Origin of the sequence: Paenibacillus sp. NPDC093718 (genome assembly GCF_050279985.1) — a bacterium.
In the GTDB taxonomy this organism is placed as follows: Bacteria; Bacillota; Bacilli; order Paenibacillales; family Paenibacillaceae; genus Paenibacillus_AQ.
Genome location: NZ_JBNNUS010000009.1, coordinates 49,726 through 67,667 on the forward strand (window position 1 = coordinate 49,726; position 17,942 = coordinate 67,667).

General features: G+C 52.2%; 19 protein-coding genes and 1 other annotated feature (1 of these 20 running past the window's edge). All 19 genes read right to left on the bottom strand.

The genetic code is table 11. The features are described from left to right. Nucleotides 1-184, bottom strand: a binding site (T-box leader); it reaches 69 nt to the left of the window's first position. Between the two features lie 40 nt (nt 185-224). The 19 genes from ACQKPA_RS24460 to spoVAC all read right to left on the bottom strand — a co-directional run bounded on the left by ACQKPA_RS24460 (nt 225) and on the right by spoVAC (nt 17,625). After that, nucleotides 225-1,106, bottom strand: coding sequence for an AraC family transcriptional regulator (locus tag ACQKPA_RS24460; protein WP_427495097.1), 882 nt, complete (start codon nt 1,104-1,106; stop codon nt 225-227). A 77-nt stretch (nt 1,107-1,183) separates the two neighbouring features. Beyond that, complete coding sequence (locus ACQKPA_RS24465) at nt 1,184-2,257, bottom strand: Gfo/Idh/MocA family protein (RefSeq protein ID WP_427495098.1); 1,074 nt, start codon at nt 2,255-2,257, stop codon at nt 1,184-1,186. 23 nt (nt 2,258-2,280) lie between these two features. Further along, entirely contained in the window at nt 2,281-3,450 is a 1,170-nt protein-coding gene (locus ACQKPA_RS24470; RefSeq protein WP_427495099.1) for a Gfo/Idh/MocA family protein, read from the bottom strand. Between the two features lie 26 nt (nt 3,451-3,476). Beyond that, the gene (locus ACQKPA_RS24475) at nt 3,477-4,343 is read right to left on the bottom strand and encodes a sugar phosphate isomerase/epimerase family protein (RefSeq protein ID WP_427495100.1); all 867 of its coding nucleotides are present in this window, start codon (nt 4,341-4,343) and stop codon (nt 3,477-3,479) included. A gap of 323 nt (nt 4,344-4,666) precedes the next feature. Further along, nucleotides 4,667-5,437, bottom strand: a complete 771-nt coding sequence (locus ACQKPA_RS24480) for a class I SAM-dependent DNA methyltransferase (RefSeq protein WP_216533790.1) — start codon at nt 5,435-5,437, stop codon at nt 4,667-4,669. 42 nt (nt 5,438-5,479) lie between these two features. Further along, nucleotides 5,480-6,382, bottom strand: coding sequence for a CvfB family protein (locus tag ACQKPA_RS24485; protein ID WP_427495101.1), 903 nt, complete (start codon nt 6,380-6,382; stop codon nt 5,480-5,482). After that, nucleotides 6,379-6,726 carry a ribosome silencing factor gene (gene rsfS / locus ACQKPA_RS24490; protein WP_427495102.1) on the bottom strand — a complete coding sequence of 116 codons (348 nt, stop codon included), beginning with the start codon at nt 6,724-6,726 and terminating at the stop codon, nt 6,379-6,381. Before rsfS ends, ACQKPA_RS24485 begins: the two co-directional genes overlap by 4 nt. Then, nucleotides 6,723-7,301 (bottom strand): bis(5'-nucleosyl)-tetraphosphatase (symmetrical) YqeK, encoded by a 579-nt coding sequence (yqeK, locus tag ACQKPA_RS24495; RefSeq protein WP_427495103.1) that lies wholly within the window; start codon nt 7,299-7,301, stop codon nt 6,723-6,725. The genes rsfS and yqeK overlap by 4 nt, the downstream gene beginning before the upstream one ends. Continuing rightward, nucleotides 7,285-7,875, bottom strand: coding sequence for a nicotinate-nucleotide adenylyltransferase (gene nadD, locus ACQKPA_RS24500; RefSeq protein WP_427495104.1), 591 nt, complete (start codon nt 7,873-7,875; stop codon nt 7,285-7,287). Before nadD ends, yqeK begins: the two co-directional genes overlap by 17 nt. A gap of 66 nt (nt 7,876-7,941) precedes the next feature. Beyond that, nucleotides 7,942-8,232, bottom strand: coding sequence for a ribosome assembly RNA-binding protein YhbY (yhbY, locus tag ACQKPA_RS24505; RefSeq protein ID WP_427495105.1), 291 nt, complete (start codon nt 8,230-8,232; stop codon nt 7,942-7,944). Nucleotides 8,233-8,332: 100 nt separating this feature from the next. Beyond that, the gene (locus ACQKPA_RS24510; RefSeq protein WP_427495106.1) at nt 8,333-9,199 is read right to left on the bottom strand and encodes a shikimate dehydrogenase; all 867 of its coding nucleotides are present in this window, start codon (nt 9,197-9,199) and stop codon (nt 8,333-8,335) included. 53 nt (nt 9,200-9,252) lie between these two features. Then, nucleotides 9,253-10,380 carry a ribosome biogenesis GTPase YqeH gene (gene yqeH / locus ACQKPA_RS24515; protein WP_427495107.1) on the bottom strand — a complete coding sequence of 376 codons (1,128 nt, stop codon included), beginning with the start codon at nt 10,378-10,380 and terminating at the stop codon, nt 9,253-9,255. Next, complete coding sequence (locus tag ACQKPA_RS24520; RefSeq protein WP_427495108.1) at nt 10,377-10,907, bottom strand: YqeG family HAD IIIA-type phosphatase; 531 nt, start codon at nt 10,905-10,907, stop codon at nt 10,377-10,379. The genes yqeH and ACQKPA_RS24520 overlap by 4 nt, the downstream gene beginning before the upstream one ends. A gap of 237 nt (nt 10,908-11,144) precedes the next feature. Beyond that, nucleotides 11,145-13,385, bottom strand: a complete 2,241-nt coding sequence (locus ACQKPA_RS24525) for a DUF4129 domain-containing transglutaminase family protein (RefSeq protein WP_427495109.1) — start codon at nt 13,383-13,385, stop codon at nt 11,145-11,147. Then, nucleotides 13,382-14,629 carry a DUF58 domain-containing protein gene (locus ACQKPA_RS24530; protein ID WP_427495110.1) on the bottom strand — a complete coding sequence of 416 codons (1,248 nt, stop codon included), beginning with the start codon at nt 14,627-14,629 and terminating at the stop codon, nt 13,382-13,384. The genes ACQKPA_RS24525 and ACQKPA_RS24530 overlap by 4 nt, the downstream gene beginning before the upstream one ends. Before the next feature lie 2 nt (nt 14,630-14,631). Next, entirely contained in the window at nt 14,632-15,588 is a 957-nt protein-coding gene (locus ACQKPA_RS24535) for an AAA family ATPase (protein WP_076320542.1), read from the bottom strand. A gap of 174 nt (nt 15,589-15,762) precedes the next feature. Continuing rightward, on the bottom strand, nt 15,763-16,113 hold the full coding sequence (spoVAE, locus tag ACQKPA_RS24540) for a stage V sporulation protein AE (RefSeq protein ID WP_015734153.1): 351 nt from the start codon (nt 16,111-16,113) through the stop codon (nt 15,763-15,765). 4 nt (nt 16,114-16,117) lie between these two features. Then, nucleotides 16,118-17,131 (bottom strand): stage V sporulation protein AD, encoded by a 1,014-nt coding sequence (gene spoVAD / locus ACQKPA_RS24545; RefSeq protein WP_071222875.1) that lies wholly within the window; start codon nt 17,129-17,131, stop codon nt 16,118-16,120. A gap of 5 nt (nt 17,132-17,136) precedes the next feature. Then, a complete protein-coding gene (gene spoVAC, locus ACQKPA_RS24550; RefSeq protein ID WP_427495111.1) occupies nt 17,137-17,625 on the bottom strand; it encodes a stage V sporulation protein AC in 489 nt (162 codons plus the stop codon). Between the last annotated feature and the right edge of the window lie 317 nt (nt 17,626-17,942).

A 17,942-nucleotide genomic window follows, 5' to 3' on the forward strand; every position in this document is an offset into this window, starting at 1 on the left:
CCCTTTGCATCCTTATCGCGGATGAGACGACGATGCTTCAGCGGCCGAATCTGCCGAAATACAGCGGCCGGGTTAACACCATTGCTCCGAGGCGAGTTCATTCCTATCGTCAACCGGTTTTCACCAGACACCGGCTCTCTGCATGATCGAAAGTGGAACGATTGATCCTCATCATCGCGTTCATATTACCGTTTTAATGTGGCTATTATACCCAAAAAGTCCGATCAAGTCAACGAAAGCTCTTCCCCGCTTCTGCGATAATATTCCGGCGTCGTCCCGACCATGGCTTTGAACATCCGGCTGAAATGAGCCAAATGCTTGAAACCTGCCGCCTGGCTGATCTCCGTGATGCTGAGTTGAGGGTGGAGCCTGAGCAAAATTTTAGCTTGGTTAATCCGCCGGTGATACAGATATTTAAACACCGTCGTTCCGGTAACCTCCTTAAATAAGGAGGATAAATAGTGTTTCGTAATATGCATTTCGCGGGCAATTCGCTCCAGCGTCAGATCCTGCATATAATGTTCCTCGACGAACGATACGACATGCTGGACATGCCGTTCTTTCTCGGAGATGGAGTCCTGATCCTGCACAGCGTCCTGGCACCAGTCCGCGATGACGTACATCATCTCCTGAATACGCAAGGTCATCCGTTCCTGGCGAAAACCGGCCGTGGATTCCGAGAGGCGATGTATATCGGCCAGCATGCCTTCGAATTCGTCCCGATTGGCCCCTGTCAGTGTCATGCGATGATTTCGCAGCGATTCGAAGGGATCCAGCAATATCGATTTGGCCGTCTCCGAAAGCCCTTTGCAGATCCAGGCCGGATCGAAATGCAGAATGCTTCTGACGTATCTGGAATCGGGCTCAACATTCGGACAATGGAGCGTAAGCCCATTCATCAGGAGCAGATCCCCCGATTTCAGAGTGAAAACGGAATCGCCGATCAAATACGTGCAGCGTCCTTCATGGAAATAATAAATTTCATAAAAAGCATGCGAGTGAAACTGCCCTCCCGACAGCGGCTGTTCATTGTAATAGGTCAGATCGAACGGCGCTTGCAGCTGCATACGGTCAAAGCCTGGCATCATATCGGCAGATGAGGTCATCTAGAGAATCGCCCCTTTAGCGATTTTGGAGTTATATAACCCTCAACATAACGGGGTTTTCTCTATTATAAATGATTTTATGGAATGCGCACGGCCTCATTTTGGGCGATGACGCACAATTCTCCGGCTTTGAAAGCATGCTCCTGGGACATGGCGTGCTCCGTGCGTTCCAGACAATCCAGGATAAGCTCTCCGAAGAATGGGTAGCCTACCTTGCCTCGAAGCTCCATATGAAACTCTCCCTCGCCATTAACGAGGTACAGATGATCGCCCTGCGGATTCCTTGCGATATCGATGTATTTGCGAAGCTCGATGTATCCTTCCGTCCCCAGAATAAAGGTTCTTCCGTCTCCCCAGGTGCCAAGGCCCCCGGGTGTCAGCCAGTCGACTCGGAAATAATTCGTGGCCCCGTTGTCCCCCACTAGCGTTGCATCTCCGAAATCCTCCAGCTCCGGGTAATCCGGATTCGCATAATTCCCTACCTTGCTGCTGAGCACCTTGGCATCACGGCAGCCCGCAAAAAACAAAAATTGTTCAATCTGGTGGGAGCCGATGTCACACAGAATGCCCCCGTACTGTTGATGACGGAAAAACCAGTCCGGACGGGAAGGCGCATTTAAACGGTGCGGCCCTGTTCCCATCACTTGCACCACTCGCCCGATTGCCCCGTCCTGGATCAGCTTCCCGGCATGGACGGCACTCTCCACATGCAGCCGTTCACTGTAATAGACCATGTACTTCTTGCCTGTCTCCTCGGATTTCGCGCGAGCAGCGTTCACCTGCTCCAGCGTCGTGAAAGGCGTCTTATCCGTAAAGTAATCCTTGCCGTGCGACATGACCTTCAGGCCAAGCTCGCATCGTTCCGAAGGAATGGCGGCAGCCGCTACCAGACGCACTTCCGCATCCTGAAGCACCTGTGACTCGGACGAGGCGACGGTTACATTTGGATAAGCCTTGCAAAAAGCCGCAACCTTCGCGGGATCTGGGTCATACACCCACTTCAGCGTCGCCCCGGCCTCGATCAATCCGTTACACATACCGTATATATGTCCATGCTCCAGCGACATAGCGGCAAAAATAAACTCTCCGGGCTTGCACACCGGCTGGGCCTTGCCCACCGGTGCATAGAGCATTCCATTACTGCGGTCCATACCACGTGCCTCCTGATTGTAATTTAGTAGGATCCAAACGTCTTGCTCATATCCACCGGCCCGATCTCCTTGACCGTTTTCTGAGCGGAAGATTGTGTGATCCGTTCCTGCAGCATTTCGTAATACTGGTCCTCGTTAAGAGGGAGATCAACCCAATTGTCGGTCCAGGTGGACAGATGCATGGCATTGGACAGCGTCAATCCATGGATTCCCTCTTCACCCGGGGCAATCAATGGCGTTCCGTGCAAAATGGCATCCGCAAAGTTCTGGATAATGCCGCTATGCTGCGGATTATCCCCCCAGATCGGGACCTCGCATTTCCAGCACTCCGGTTCGCCGAAGCCCCCGGTATACTGCCGATTGAATTCCGGCTCCGGCACACGGAGGCGCCAGAAGGTAAGCTTGCCGTCCTCGATGACGATTTTTCCGCGGTCCCCCGTCACTTCATATCGGTTAGTGCCCGGCGCTTCACCCGTTGTCGTAATAAACACGGCCGTAGCACCATTCTCGTATTCCGCATAAGCCGTCACGTCATCTTCGACTTCGATGTTCCGGTACTTGCCGAAGGCGCAAAATGCACGAATTCTCTTTGGCATCATGCCGGTCGTCCACTGCCAGAGGTCCAGCTGATGCGGGGACTGGTTAATCAGCACCCCTCCGCCTTCTCCAGCCCAGGTAGCTCGCCATCCGCCTGAATCATAATAGCTCTGGGACCGGTACCAATTCGTTATGATCCAGTTCATCCGCCGGATCTCCCCGAGTTCACCGTCTGCTATAAGCTCTTTCAGCTTCTTGTACAGCGGATTGCAGCGTTGGTTATACATAATGGAGAACACTTTGCCGCTGGCTTCAGCCGCGCGGTTCATTTCCCGCACTTGCTTCGTGTAAACGCCTGCCGGTTTCTCGATCAGGACATGGAGTCCATGATTTAGGCACTCGATCGCCACTTGAGGGTGAGCATAATGGGGCGTTGCAATAATGACTGCATCAATCTCCCCCGATGAGATCATAGCGCCCGTATCACTCCAAATTTTCACGTCCGAAGGCAGCGTTTCCCTCGCTTCTTCCTGTTTGGCAGGATTCAGATCGCATATCGCGCTAAGCCGCGCGCCCTTGATCCGCCCGGACGCCAGCGTTCTGGCATGCGAAAACCCCATCCCCAGTCCAATAACCCCTACTCTTACCTGATCCATGTCTATAGCCTCCTTCAAAAAGTGACCTACGCGTTTTGTTTCTGCTCTGACCACAGCTTCATCTGCTCGGCAAAACGAAGAAGCATTTCCCTGGACTCAAACGTTCCGCTAAAATCTTCGATTCCGTAGTAACCTTCGTAACCAACCGATTGCAGATCCTGTATGACCTGCTTCCATGGCACAGCCCCCTGGTCAAGCGGAACCCATTCCCCGGACCACGCCGCAGAGGTACCATCCTCGGCAGGCGTTTTGCGATACCCCCCGTTTTTTACATGGACATGAGCCAGATAAGGACCAAGAAGCTCCAAGCCCATCCGGTAGTTCTCGTAACCTTCATGGACCATGTTGCCCGGATCATACAGCACGCCGATATGCTGTGGATTAAAGTGGGATACAAGCCGGTGCGTCAGTCCGGCGCTCGGGGCGATCGTAAGATGGTGCGTTTCCACCACGGCTTTGACACCGTAAGCCGCTGCGAGATCCTGCACCTCATGGAGATAACGAACCGCCTGGTCGTACAGCTCATTATAATTGCGCTTCCGGTCGTATCCCGGGATACCCGCGCGAATGAATGAAGCTCCGATCAGCTTGGCTGCTTGCATGACCTTCTCCGTCGCTTCTACGTCGCCGCATGTCAGATAAGGAACGACCGCAAGACTGCGCCTGCCATGCTTGTCGGCCGCTTGCTGAAACTTGAGCCAATCCTCCTGCGTGCCATTCGGATCCATGGAGCAGCGGTTATGCCGCCAGAACGAGGGCTTCTCCCCTGCAGCTTCTTCCGGAATCTCCTTGAAGCGCCATTCGATTCCTTCAATACCGGCATCCGCCGCGGCTTTTGCCAACTCCTCAGGCTGTAAGTCAGGAGTTGCGACTGTGAATACGGACAGTTTCATGCTCATTCATCCTTTCTCGTCCCAATAGATTAGTTTATGCATCATTTGACCATCGTTGAACTCAAATACGGTCATACAGAGCGTACCGGGTTCCTAGAGTCATCTCTTGAGATAGCGCTCTCATTTCTGTTCATCTTATCTATTCCTCATCGTAGCACAGTCTCCGAAGCAAACCCATATCCCTTCTAACGAACCTTAACCACAGTCAAATAAAGCAGAAAAGAAGTGTCTTTGAATATAATGAATCCATGCTCGACGATAAAAAAGCACTTTCTCTCGTCGCTACCGACAAATGAAAGTGCTTCTCGTAAAAGGATATTTGTTTATTTTACAGCAACGTAGAACAGCCGGGATGCATCCTGACCCGCTTCCACCCACTCAAAATCGGCATAACATTTCACATCCCGGAATCCGGCCTTAACCAGCTCGACCTTCATCCATTCGGGGTCATATCCCCGCTGCACATGCGTTTCCTCAAAGCGGCGGTAGACCGTGGGATCCTGGTCATCCCTTGCAAAGATGGAAAGATGATGCTCTATCTCCATCCGGCGTTCATCCATGTCGCATGTCCAAATATAGGACACTTCCCTTTCGTCCAGCACAAATGGCTGATCTGCGTCATATCGTAGGAGCGTGTTCGGGTGATGCACATCAAACAGGAACGTGCCGCCTTCCTTGAGGCCGTTGTAGGTCCTTGTAAAAGCGGAACGGATGTCCTTTTCCTCCAGCAGGTAGTTCACACAATCACAAAATGAAATGACGGAATCCACCTGCTCGGGCAGCTCCCACGATCGCATGTCCTGTTGTACCCAGCGGACGCTGCCTTCCCGGAACAATCGATGCCCCTGGGGTGTACCCTCCAGCTTGCGTCTGGCAACGGAGAGCATATCTGCCGACAGGTCTATTCCTGTTACCTCGAAACCGGAGTTTACGAGCGGAATGGTGATGCTGCCTGTCCCGCATCCGAGCTCAACGACGCTTTTTGGCATTCCGTGCTTATCCCAGGCCGTTCTCGCAAAGCGAATCCAGTCCGGGTACGGCATGTCTTCCATGAGTTGATCATATACGTAAGCAAACTTGCGGTAAGACAACATGATGACACCACTTTCCTTAGAAGCTTCCCCTACCTTGCCGGGTTATTCGTTTGAACCGGAGTTCTCCTCTTTATTGACCATATACGTCCAGCTGTCCTTTTGGGTAACCAAACCGTCCTTCATCAGCTTGCCAAGGGCGCGTTTAAAGGCGGATTTGCTAATGCCGAACCGCTGCTTGATAATGTCGGGGGGCGTTTCATCCGAATACGGCATCGCATGGCCCGGTCGCTCCTTCAGAAAAGCGAGCAGTCGGTCTGCATCATCCGTCCGGCCAATCTCTTTTTGAGGTACCATCGACAGGTTAGCCCTGCCATCTTCCCGGATATGGCTTACCCGGACCTTCACCTCTTCGCCAAGCCGCAGCATACGCGTCCGTTCGGAGGAGTGGATCATGCCAATGGCGCCGAAACCGATCACACCGCCATCGATAATAACAAACGTGCCCATCTGGAGCGGTTTGTACACCAGGGCAGTGAACCATTGGCCTTTCCACGATTCAGGCGCATGGAACGCAAGCGGAGCAAGCTCTTGTTCTCCGGCGAGTTTCGCGCGGAGCCGTCCTTGCTTATCATGCTCCATGATGACAAACACATGATCTCCCACTTGTGGATGAAGCTCCCGCATCTCCGGCAATTCCCGGATCGGAAGCAGAAGCTGCCTGCCAAGCCCCATCTCGAGGAAACATCCCAAGCGCGGATGTACGTCCGCCACCTCAAGCTTAGCGGTTTCGCCTAACGTAAGGTAAGGCTTCTTCATCGTTGCGGCCAGGCGGTCTTCCGTATCGAAGAATATAAAGACCTCTACCGTATCCCCCGGCTCGATTTTACCCGTGAGCTCCGAATAGTGAAGAAGCACATCCCGATCTCCGCCATCCAGAAAAAAACCGTAAGGGGACACTTCTCTGGAAACGACGAGTTTCGTTAATGTGCCGGCAATCAGACTCATACGTTCTCCACCACTTTAGCATCGGACCACAATCGCTCGATGTTGTAATATTCCCGCTCATCGCGATGGAAGATATGAACGATCACGTCTCCGAGGTCCATCAGCACCCAGCGGGCTGCATCCATTCCCTCCAGTCCGCGCAAAGCTACTCCTGCATCATGAGCCTGTTTACGGATTTCAGTTGCGATCGCCTGCACCTGAGTATCCGAGTTACCGTGGCAAATGACAAAATAGTCTGCGATCAGGGAAATTCCTCTAAGATCCAGGACCACGATATCCATCGCTTTTTTATCTTCAGCGGCATTCACTGCCACATTTAACAATTCATTCGGGTTCAACGTCATGAATTCGCCTCCAATTGCTTAATTAGATCGTTTCGGGCTAGTACCGTCAACGGAAAAATGATTTGTCTGCGCGAAAGCAGATGTCCGATCGTCGAATCAAAACCGGCTGCAAGGGCCTCTTCAAGGCTATGGTTGGCCAGTTCGCGAATATTATTCACGCCGGGGAAATCCCGTCCCGGTTCCATATAATCCGCAAGGCAGACCACCTTATCGAGCTGCGTCATGCCGACGCGCCCCGATGTATGATAACGGATGGCGTCAAGCACCTCGGTATCCGTTACGCGATATTCGTTCTCCGCTACGAACGCGCCTACCTCAGCATGCCAAAGCTGCTTGTCGTAATGGAGGAGCTCTTCGGATAGGGCATGCTCCACCATCATTTGATGAAGCTTTTGCACGGGCCAATATTTGGCCACATCGTGCAGGATGGCGGCTAATTCTGCCTTGACCGGATCGGCCCCGAACCTATTGGCAAGGATGACCGCGGTTTCCATTACGCCTTTTGTATGCTCCCAGCGCTTGGCCGGCATCTGGGAAGATACCGCTTGAATGAGTTCATCACGGCTGTACTCCATAAATACCGCTCCTAACAATATAATCGTATACACGGTCCGGCACCATATAACGGATGGACAAGCCTGATGCGGCTCTGCTCCGAATCATGGTGGAGGATATTTCGATCAGCGGCATCTCCGCTGTCACTACCACCTTTTGCAGGAAATCAGGCAGATCATCCACCGATAGCTTGGTTCCGGGACGGTTAAGCCCAATAAAAGTGAGCATTTCCGCCAGCTCCCCGATCCGGTTCCACTTGGGAAGATACGCTACCATATCCGCCCCGATAATGAACGAGAATTCATGCTCGGGATACGTGTCCCTCAGCTCTCTGACCGTGTCTACCGTATAGGATACGCCGCCGCGTTTCACTTCCCAATCCAATGTACGAAAAGATGGATGGTCGGCTACAGCCTCAGCGGTCATCTCCAGCCTCATCAGGCCGGTTACGCCGGCATCTTCCTTGTGCGGGGGAATGTGGCTGGGCATAAACCATACCTCTTCCAGACCGTAAGCGTCCCGAGCTGATTCGGCTGCGAGCATATGCCCGATATGAATGGGATCGAAGGTTCCGCCCATTATCCCTATCTTCATCCGGGTTCACCTCCCCTAATAAGAGAGTTATTCTATATTCGCTAAGCTAAAGCCATCAAGACTCCCTTACGGCAGTTCGATGGTTTTGTGGTCTTTTGATTCTTTATAAAGCACGATCGTCTTGCCGATAACCTGTACCAGCTCGGCCCCGGCACCTTCAGCAAGCTCCTTGGCGATTTCGCGGGGATCTTCGAGACAGTTGTTGAGCACGGATACTTTCATGAGCTCCCGCTTCTCAATGGCCTCGGAAATATGCCGGATCAGATGCTCATTGCTTCCTCCCTTGCCTACCTGGAACAGCGGATCCAGATGATGCGCAAGCGAACGTAAATGTCGTTTTTGCTTTCCTGTTAACATGCTTGGTCATTACTCCTTAAATATTCAATTATTAAAGCTTTGCTGCTTGTCGAAAGCTTTATTGTAGCTTTTGCATAAGCATTAATCAATAAACACGAGATTAAACCTCGGAGCGGAAGCTGGTCAGAACCGCTTCTTTCATCGCCCGTACGGGCGCCTTCAAACCTGTCCAATACTCAAATGCATACGCCCCCTGGTTGATGAACATCCCGAGACCGCCATGCACCGTGCATTGCCGAAGCTCGCTTTGCCGCAACAGCTCGGTCTTCAACGGATTATAGATCAGATCGCTGACAACGATCCCTTCCGGTATATACTCCGCTGGAACGGGAAGCTCGGAAACCCGGGGAAACATACCCACCGAGGTAGTGTTGATCAAGACATCGGCATCCGACAATGCTTCTCTGGCATGATCCTCTCCGTATCCCCTCAAGTCGGCAAGCGAGCTCAACTCCTCGGCCAATGCCAGCGCTTTGTCGGATGTCCGATTCACAATGGAAATCTTCTCAGGCTCTTCCCCGGTAAGGGCGTAGATAATTCCCCTGGCCGCTCCGCCGGCGCCGAAAACAACGATGCGTTTCCCCTTAAGATTGGGACAGGCTTCATCCTTTAATGAGCGAACATATCCGATGCCGTCCGTATTATAACCCGTCAATTTGCCATTGTCGTTGACGATGGTATTTACGGCACCGATGCGCCGCGCCCCTTCATCGACGACATCCAGATACTCCATTACCTCCACCTTGTGCGGGATCGTTACATTCACTCCGCGGAATCCCAGGGCTTTGACAGCCTGGATAGCGTCACGAAGCCCCTCCGGACGTATATGAAGGGGCACATAGGCCCCTGACAATCCCAGGGCGGTAATCGCCGCATGATGCATAGCCGGTGATTTGGAGTGACCGATAGGGTCCCCCATTACGCCAAGGAGCAAATAATCACGCTCGATCATTGGATTCACTTTCATTTCTCCCCTATCTCTCCATGATAAACCGGGCTGTACCAAAACGATTGTATCTCTTATATCAAGGATGAGCGCGACAGAACTTTGATTCCTTTAGGTACATGAACGGCCACAAGCACACCTTGTTCACCATTGATCTTGATCCAGCCGAGCCCCGAGATAAAGACATCTTGGCGGGTTCCCTTAGGAATACGGATTTCATGCCTTGTCCATTCCGGCAGTTCTTCAAGCCGTTCCTTGGTCGGCGGTGAAAGCAGCTCTCCGGCATGTTCGGCAAATAACGAATCCGCCCGCTCCAGCTTGGTCCGATGAATCCCTAATCTGCCGCTGATAAAGCAAGTAAAGGATTGGTGCTCGCCTTGCAGAAAATCAAAACGGCCAAAACCTCCGAAGAACAGAGTCTGCCCTTCGTTCAACTGATATACCATCGGCTTCAGCGGATTCTCCGGCATGACCGTCCCCAGATCCTCACGGCTCACAAGCTCGCTGTAGCGCCATGGGTATACGATGCCCGGCGTATCTATAATATAACGGCCGTCATCCAGCGGAATATTGACCATATCCAGCGTCGTTCCCGGATAACGGGAAACGGTCAGCTCCTGATCCAGATCGCTGTAGTCGCGGATCAGACGATTGATCAAGCTGGATTTACCCACATTCGTGGCGCCAACCACGTAGACGTCCCGGTCTCCTCGATAATGCGCAACCGTCTCCAGCAGCCGCTCAAAGCCTTGATTCTTCTTCGCGCTGCAAAGCACGATGTCTTCCGTTCTCAGGCCATGCTCCTTGCACTGCTTCTGTACCCAATTGAGTACCTTGTTCCAATTGGTGACCTTCGGCAGAAGATCGGTCTTGTTAACGGCCAGAATAACCGGATTGTTGCCAACAAACCGCTGCAGCCCCGAAATAAGGCTCCCTTCAAAATCGAAGAGGTCCACGATATGAATAACAAGCGCATTCTTGCCGCCGATCTGTCCCAGCAGCCGTAAAAACTCATCCTGGTCTACGGCAACCGAGGAGGCTTCATTATAATTCTTAATCCGGAAACAGCGCTGGCAAATAACCGGGTCGCGGTTCCAGGCCTTCTCGGGCAAATAGCCCGGCTTGTCCTGTGCTGTACTCTGAAGCGGTATGCCGCAGCCGCTGCACTTCTTGATGTCTTCTCCGCCAGTAGGCAACGTCATGATTTCGGTTCCTCCTCCATCCATAATCCTTTCTTGCGCAAACGGGTCAATGCGATCCGCTCCACCCGGCGATTGACCAGGCGCGTAAACCATCCCTCATCGTTGATGGCGATGGGCATAACCAGCACCGTATACAGACCCAGCCGATTCCCCCCATAAACATCGGTCAGCATCTGGTCGCCGACCACAACCGTTTTCTCCGGCGTGAGGTCCATCATCTTCATCGCTTTGCGGAACGGGGTATTACTTGGTTTACGGGCTTCATGCACATACTGGATATCCAGCGGCGTCGCAAATTTAGACACGCGTTCGAGCTGGTTATTCGAGACAATGATGAGCTGAAAACCGATCTCCTTCACCCTTTTGAACCAAACGACCAGTTCCGGTGTCGCAAGCGGTGCCTTGGCCCCTACAAGGGTATTGTCCAAATCCGTAATGATTCCGCGATACCCCTGCTCATATAATTCCTCAAGGTTAATATCAAAAACCGTATTGACACGGAGCTTTGGGATTAACATTTCAAACAAGTTCGTCACCTCAATTTCATACGAAAAACTATACCATATTCCGGTTCCTTAGTAAAAATAATCACGAGCCTTTTTCTTCCCATATACCGCGTTGCTGCCTTTACCGGCAAAAGACCACCCGGCGGCTGTTTGGAAGCGGACCGGGCGGTCTTGAAATCATCGATATCAGAACGTTTCATACCGAGTTATCCTGATACACGCAAGAACAACCACCATCACGCGGTCTGTCTTCTTGGATTAGGTAGATAAACGTTTCTCGGATACAATGCGAACCTTCTTAATGGACTTCTTCAGCTTTTGGGCATCCTGTTGGACGGAGCGCCATTGCTCTTCCTTCACTTCAGCCGGGCTGTACCGGGCGGCTTCAAATTGCTGCAGCAGCGGTCTCAGCTCCGCTCCCAGCTCAGGATGTGCACTTACCCAGCGGCCTACCGATTCACGGAGGGTTTCATGCTCCTGCCTTACCAAGCCTCTGCGCTGTACGGAACGAATCCATCGTTCGGTTTCGGCAATGACTTTATCCGCGGCTGTCAGCGGCTTGCCTGCCCGAATACGCGCTCCGGCAAAACGCAGGCTGATGCGCATTCGCCATACGATGTACAGAATCCATAATACGATAACAACCACTGCGGCCGTTACAACAACTTTAACCCAGCCGGGCTGCTGATGATCCGAGGTCGCGGCTGGCGCAGCCTTGTCCTCTGCCTCTTCTTCTTCTTCAACTTCTTCCTCAATGACAGGCTCAGCGTCTGTGTCAGCCGTCAGAATCGGCATGCTAAAGCCCGGTGTCGCTTCAATCGGAACCCAGCCGTACTCGCCGAAGTACACTTCAACCCAGGAATGAGCGTCGGCATTCGTAACGGTATAGTTTCCGGGCTCAATTGAGGTTTGACCCTCGGCCGGAGCGTACTCCGAAGCCGCCATTCTTCCCGGCGCGTAGCCTTTGACCCAGCGTGCAGGAATATCCAGCGACCGTGTCATCATCACCAGGGAGGTCGAGAAATAATCGCAATACCCTTCCTGGATTTCAAACAGAAACGCATCCACAAAATCATCGCTCTTCTTGCGCGTAAGATCCGGCGTGTTGGTATAGGTGAAATTGCTCGTTAAATATTGTTGCAGGAGCATGACCTTCTCATACGGCGTATCTCCGCCCGCGGTAATTTCTTCGGCCAGATCGGACACGCGGTCAGGGAAGTTTCTCGGCATCTGGATATACGCATCGTCAATCGAGCCGGAATACAGTTCATCATAAGTTCTGGTGCTCAGCTCATCGATTGGAATCACCGGCACTTCAGACGTTAAGGTATAACTCTTAGGGTAGTCCGCATTACGAGCGTCGTCCAGATGCATCTCCGCGCCTTCGGTCACCCAGCTAAGCCGATCCGAATCGATATCCTCATCCAGGCTCTCCAGCTGACGAACGGAGTAGGCGCCGAACAATACCGGATACACCGTATCACTCAGCATCGTTACTGATTGCTCCAATGTTTTGGTAGGTACGGATCCGCTGGCTTCCCCCGGCAATTCCTCCCCGATGTCCACGCCCGTGCCGGAACGCCGGCTGCTGGCTCCGTCCGCCCAACCCGTTCCCGAGTATACGGCTCTGGTTTCCCCTCGCCAATAGCTGCGTTCATCCGAGGTAATCGACATCACCGGTGAATAGTCAAAGTTAAAACCGCCGCCAAGGTCGTTGTCCTCCCGTCCATATCCGGACATGCTTTCAGACGGTGACTCGATAAGGGTTCCGGTACCGGTTGTGCTGCCGCCGGATAACGGCACCCCGTTCCACTCCCGCCACGCCGTGTAAGGATCGGTTAACGTGGGCTTCACGTGCGGCATATTCACACCGGCTACAATGATCAAAGAGAAGATGACCAGGATGTTGGCAACAATCTTGAACGGGTACTTCGATAGATTGACCCATCCCTGCGGAAAGCGTCTGCGGAACCGGTTAAAATGGCTGGATACGAGCCAGCCCATACCCGCTCCGACAACCCAAGCGATTTCATCCCACAGCACGATTTTCGTAAAGGAATCCAGCACGGCAAAACCGATGACGTTGATCCCGACTACAAAAAGCACGCGCCCCTTGGTTTTGGCCCACCGCGCAAGGAACAGAAAAGCTGCCCAAGCGGCGATAGCAAACCACAAATATGGAAAAAGATACATGAGTTCCTCGGTCAGATCGCCTTCAGCGCCAAGGACAGGAACCGGATTACCGTGAGTTTTCAGCAAACTGTATACACAATACAAGATCAAAATAAACTGGATAAGCACCCGGTAACCTTGCTTGATCGGAAGCAGCGCTTCGGTAACCGCCGTAATGGTTAATGCTGCAATAACGATGGCAGTTGTTTCCGAGAGCCATATCGTCTCCGTAAAGGATACCCACTGCATCCCGATGATCCAGATCCATAGCATCGTTAAAGTACTGAAGAAGGTAGTAGATAGTTTGTCCAGCCACAACTTCATCATGCACCACCTCCCAGCGCAGCCGGAAGCTCGTCAAGGGAAGAAACCGAATAGCTGGAAATCCCCCGGGATTGCAGAAGCGAAATGGAATCATCGCGTTTTTTCGTTTCATTGGAATTGGTTATTTGCAAGAAGCATGGGTTCATTCCCCGGGTTTCAACCCAGCGCATGATCTCTGAAGCGTCCTTGCCGGTCATCGGGCTGATGAGCAGGAACAGGGCCCCTTTTGGAAAATGGCGATAGGATTTCTCCAGGGAAGCAATCAATTTGGTGTTACGGTCATAATCCACGTCAACCAAATGCTGAATCATGCGCATCCGCTCTCCAGCGTGATCGGCGGGAGCGAACATCTGAGCTTCTCGGGTAGCCGTAAACAAGCCTGTACCCGCATGCTCCTTGGCACCATATTCGATCAGCGACGCAGCTGCCGATACGGCCAGCTCGAACTGCTGGGCATGATCATATCCGTCCGCGGTACAGTCCAGCACGATCATCGTTCTGGGAAAGGATTCATGCTCAAATTCCTTCGACTTCCACGAGCCGGTCTTCGCCGTTGCATTCCAGTGTATCCGGGAGATCCGATCGCCGTACACATAATCGCGGACTCCGTTGATCTGCGTAGTTTCCCGTCTTGAAGCCGAAACTGTGGTATGTGTACCGCCCAATCTCGAATTCCGTATGTTTCGCTGCCATTTGGGAATATATATGGTTCTCGGCAGAACGCGGAAATCGGTTTGAACCTCAATGCGTCCCTTGTGCTCCATTAATCCGAAAATATCCTCGCTAATGCATTCTGTCTTTGAAAAAGCGTACCGCCCTCGTTCAAGCGGAGGGGTCTGAAATACAAGCTTGCCCGCACCGCGAAGGTTCGGAATGACGCTATCTTCAAAAGACCAGGAGTCGCCGTTATGCCTTTGCAATACTTCACGCACGATCATATAGGGCATCGGCAGCAATCCAGGAACATGGACCTCCAGCTTCACGCGGACCTGTTCACCGGCATGAAGATGCTCACCTCCATGCTCAGATCCTCCCAGCACCCTTCGCTGGGCTTTCACCCGATTGACTCCCCCAAAGCCAGCACCGATCAAATAGATCGTCAGAAGGCTGACCATGGAGAATAGCATGAGCGAGGTTTTGCCCCCCTGAAATAATACATACAAAAGACATAGGCACCATACCGCCAATACCGCTGCGAGTCTAGACGGCTGCATGCCATTCAAAAATAACGAAACCGCGCGGCGCATGCCTATCTCCCCATCTGAACAGGCACTTTGACCTGACGCAGTATAAACTCGAGCACCGATTCGGGACTCGCATTGTCGAGCCTGGCTTCCGGACGCAGCATGATCCGGTGCGAAAGCACGTATGGTGCCAACGTCTTCACATCATCTGGCAGAACGTAATCCCTCTCTTGCAAGAAGGCATAGGCTTTAACGGCATTCATGAATGACAGCGTCGCACGGGGACTTGCGCCCAGCATAACGGAAGGGTGCTCGCGCGTCGACCGGGTGATATTCAGCAAGTAATCGGCGACCGGGTCACCGATGAATACCTCGCGAATCTCGCGTTGAATAGCCGAAATGGTATCCATATGTGTCACCGGCTGAAGCTTATCCGCCAGTTGGCCGTCGCGTGAACGGTACATCAGCTGCTTCTCCGTGGCAGCATCAGGGTAACCCAGACTCAGCTTCAGCATAAACCGGTCCAGCTGCGCTTCAGGGAGCATGTAGGTGCCTTCAAAATCGATCGGGTTCTGGGTCGCGCACAGCATGAAGGGATGCGGAAGTTCGTGGGTAGCCCCATCGACCGTTACGCTGCGCTCCTCCATTACCTCAAGCAGGGCCGATTGCGTCTTGGTTGTCGCCCGGTTGATTTCATCCGCCAGCAAAATGTTGGTCATGACCGGACCAGGTCGGAAGTAAAACATTTCATCTCGAGGATGGAACACGGACACGCCCGTTATATCGCTGGGGAGAATATCGGGGTTACACTGAATGCGGCGATAGTCTCCCTGCATGGATTTCGCTAATGCTTTGATCAGTTGGGTCTTTCCTGTGCCGGGCACATCCTCGATCAGTACATGTCCGCCAGCGAGCAGCGCCGTAAGGAGCAATTGGATCTCAAATTCTTTGCCTAACAGGCACGACTCCAGATTGGTTCGCACCGAGGTAATGATTTTCATGGATTCTTGGCTTACGGGCATGTATGACTAACCTCCTGTAAGGGAATAAATACTTATTTTAGTACTATTGTACATGATCGAGGTCTCGGAGTACATTCGATGAGATATTTTGGGTATTCACCTTTTTATCGCCGCTATAACAGAAAAAGACCCGGCATCATGCCAGGGTCTTTTTCTTCTTTGATGATTATGGTTTTATCCCTTCGGACGAACAAACAGAGCCGCCAGGAAAGAGAAAATGATCGCCGAGGATATCCCTGCACTGGTGACTTCGAATATCCCCGTTACGACCCCGATCCAGCCGTCCCTCCCCAGCTCCGTCAAGGCGCCATGCACAAGCGAATTACCAAAGCTGGTGATCGGAACAGAGGCTCCCGCTCCCGCGAATTTGACAAGCGGCTCATACAATCCGAACCCGTCGGCGATGGCTCCGGCGACTACTAACGTACTCATCGTATGTGCCGGTGTCAGTTTAATAACGTCCATCATAATTTGCCCAATGACGCAAATCAGACCGCCAATAATAAACGCCCATAGAAACTGCATTGTGTTATCCTCCCATCTCTAAGGCTACAGCGTGAGCGATGCACGGTATGCTCTCACCCTGCTGGTAAGAAAGAGGCGACAGCAAAGCCCCGGTAGCAACGACCAGCACCTTTTTCAATTCGCCTTTACGCATCCGTTTTAAAATATGGCCATAAGTGACAACAGCCGAGCAGCCGCAGCCGCTGCCCCCTGCATTGACGTATTTTTGTGTTTCCAAGTCGTAGATCATTAACCCGCAGTCTGCAAACACCGTACCGTCCATGATGACATCATTTTGTTGCAAAAGATCCTTCGCGATCGGAAGCCCAACGGAGGCCAGGTCACCGGTCACGATCAGATCATAATCCTTCGCTTGCCGGCCTGTGTCTTTAAAGTGCTTTGTTATCGTATCGGCTGCCGCCGGAGCCATTGCCGCCCCCATATTGAACGGATCCTTGATGCCCAGATCCACAACCTTGCCAATGGTGGCATACGTGACAGCAGGACCGTCTCCCTTGTCCGAAATGACGGAGCAGCCTGCTCCCGTTATTGTATATTGCGCATACGGCGGCTTCTGCGATCCGTACTCGGTCGGATAACGAAACTGTTTCTCAACCGTACAGTTGTGGCTTGCCGTACCGGCCATGACATACTTGGCCCCTCCTGAATCCACGAGCATGGAGGCCACCGCGAGGCTCTCCATTGATGTAGAGCAAGCACCGAATACACCGATGTAAGGCACACCCAACTGTCTTGCAGCAAACGAACTGCTGATGATCTGGTTCATCAAGTCCCCGCCCACAAAAAACTGCAGCTCGTCTTCCTTGATGCCCGCCTTCTCGACCGCTTTTCTTGAAGCATCCTCCAGCAGTTTCCGTTCCGCCTTTTCCCATGTTTTTTCGTTGATCTCAATATTGTCGTAGATATAGTCGAAATCATCGGCGAGTGGCCCTTCGCCTTCCTCGGGTCCCACAATCGTCCCCGTGCCGATAATGACGGGTTTGTTCTCGAACTGCCAGGTTTGGCCGATCACCTTCATCTTCGTTACCTCCCCTCAATGCCAAAAATAGCGTAAATGATACCGATAATAAACGCAGCCACGGTACCAAATACAATGACAGATCCCGCCAGCTTAAACATACTGGCCCCGACCCCAAGAACCAAACCCTCCGCACGGTGCTCGAGTGCAGCGGAGCACATGGAATTCGCAAACCCCGTGACCGGCACGGCGCTGCCTGCTCCCGCCCATTGCGCGATTTTGTCATACACGCCGAAGGATGTCAGAATGACGGAGAGAATAATCAGCACGGCGACCGTCGGATTGCTCGCTTCGGTGGTGCTCATGTCGAATACGGACATAAAAAACTGCTGAATGCATTGGCCGATCAAACAGATAAGACCTCCCACCAAAAAAGCGCGCAGACAATTTTTAAGTACGGCTCGGGGAGGTTCATGCTTTTTGGCAATCGCCTGATATTCCGCCGAGCTCATTGTGGTGATATCAGACTTAGGCTTTTGGTTAGAGCCTGACATTTCAATACACCTCCGCTTTTATTTAAGTATGGAATCCTTTAAAAACGCTAAAGAGCCATTATGGATATCACTCGATATCATTATGCTTTGAATGAACTCCCTTTATGTTTGGAAAATCATCCTTCTCACTTGGCAACCATGGCCTGTCCTAATATAAAAGTCGCCACGCACGAAAATCAGCCTTCAGGAATCCCTGAAAGCTGAAGTAAGACTCGCCCGCCATCGTTGCTGGAGCCGGTCATTATATAAGAATGTATTTCAGCAAAATGACGAGGAGAATGAACAGGACCATAATGAGCAGAAGTTCTCTGACTTCA

Bases quoted from the DNA above. Each gene is read 5' to 3' on its own strand.
- ACQKPA_RS24460 (WP_427495097.1), bottom strand. From the start codon at position 1,106: ATGACCTCATCTGCCGATATGATGCCAGGCTTTGACCGTATGCAGCTG.
- ACQKPA_RS24465 (WP_427495098.1), bottom strand. From the start codon at position 2,257: ATGGACCGCAGTAATGGAATGCTCTATGCACCGGTGGGCAAGGCCCAG.
- ACQKPA_RS24470 (WP_427495099.1), bottom strand. From the start codon at position 3,450: ATGGATCAGGTAAGAGTAGGGGTTATTGGACTGGGGATGGGGTTTTCG.
- ACQKPA_RS24475 (WP_427495100.1), bottom strand. From the start codon at position 4,343: ATGAAACTGTCCGTATTCACAGTCGCAACTCCTGACTTACAGCCTGAG.
- ACQKPA_RS24480 (WP_216533790.1), bottom strand. From the start codon at position 5,437: ATGTTGTCTTACCGCAAGTTTGCTTACGTATATGATCAACTCATGGAA.
- ACQKPA_RS24485 (WP_427495101.1), bottom strand. From the start codon at position 6,382: ATGAGTCTGATTGCCGGCACATTAACGAAACTCGTCGTTTCCAGAGAA.
- rsfS (WP_427495102.1), bottom strand. From the start codon at position 6,726: ATGACGTTGAACCCGAATGAATTGTTAAATGTGGCAGTGAATGCCGCT.
- yqeK (WP_427495103.1), bottom strand. From the start codon at position 7,301: ATGGAGTACAGCCGTGATGAACTCATTCAAGCGGTATCTTCCCAGATG.
- nadD (WP_427495104.1), bottom strand. From the start codon at position 7,875: ATGAAGATAGGGATAATGGGCGGAACCTTCGATCCCATTCATATCGGG.
- yhbY (WP_427495105.1), bottom strand. From the start codon at position 8,232: ATGTTAACAGGAAAGCAAAAACGACATTTACGTTCGCTTGCGCATCAT.
- ACQKPA_RS24510 (WP_427495106.1), bottom strand. From the start codon at position 9,199: ATGAAAGTGAATCCAATGATCGAGCGTGATTATTTGCTCCTTGGCGTA.
- yqeH (WP_427495107.1), bottom strand. From the start codon at position 10,380: ATGACGTTGCCTACTGGCGGAGAAGACATCAAGAAGTGCAGCGGCTGC.
- ACQKPA_RS24525 (WP_427495109.1), bottom strand. From the start codon at position 13,385: ATGATGAAGTTGTGGCTGGACAAACTATCTACTACCTTCTTCAGTACT.
- ACQKPA_RS24530 (WP_427495110.1), bottom strand. From the start codon at position 14,629: ATGCGCCGCGCGGTTTCGTTATTTTTGAATGGCATGCAGCCGTCTAGA.
- ACQKPA_RS24535 (WP_076320542.1), bottom strand. From the start codon at position 15,588: ATGCCCGTAAGCCAAGAATCCATGAAAATCATTACCTCGGTGCGAACC.
- spoVAE (WP_015734153.1), bottom strand. From the start codon at position 16,113: ATGCAGTTTCTATGGGCGTTTATTATTGGCGGTCTGATTTGCGTCATT.
- spoVAD (WP_071222875.1), bottom strand. From the start codon at position 17,131: ATGAAGGTGATCGGCCAAACCTGGCAGTTCGAGAACAAACCCGTCATT.
- spoVAC (WP_427495111.1), bottom strand. From the start codon at position 17,625: ATGTCAGGCTCTAACCAAAAGCCTAAGTCTGATATCACCACAATGAGC.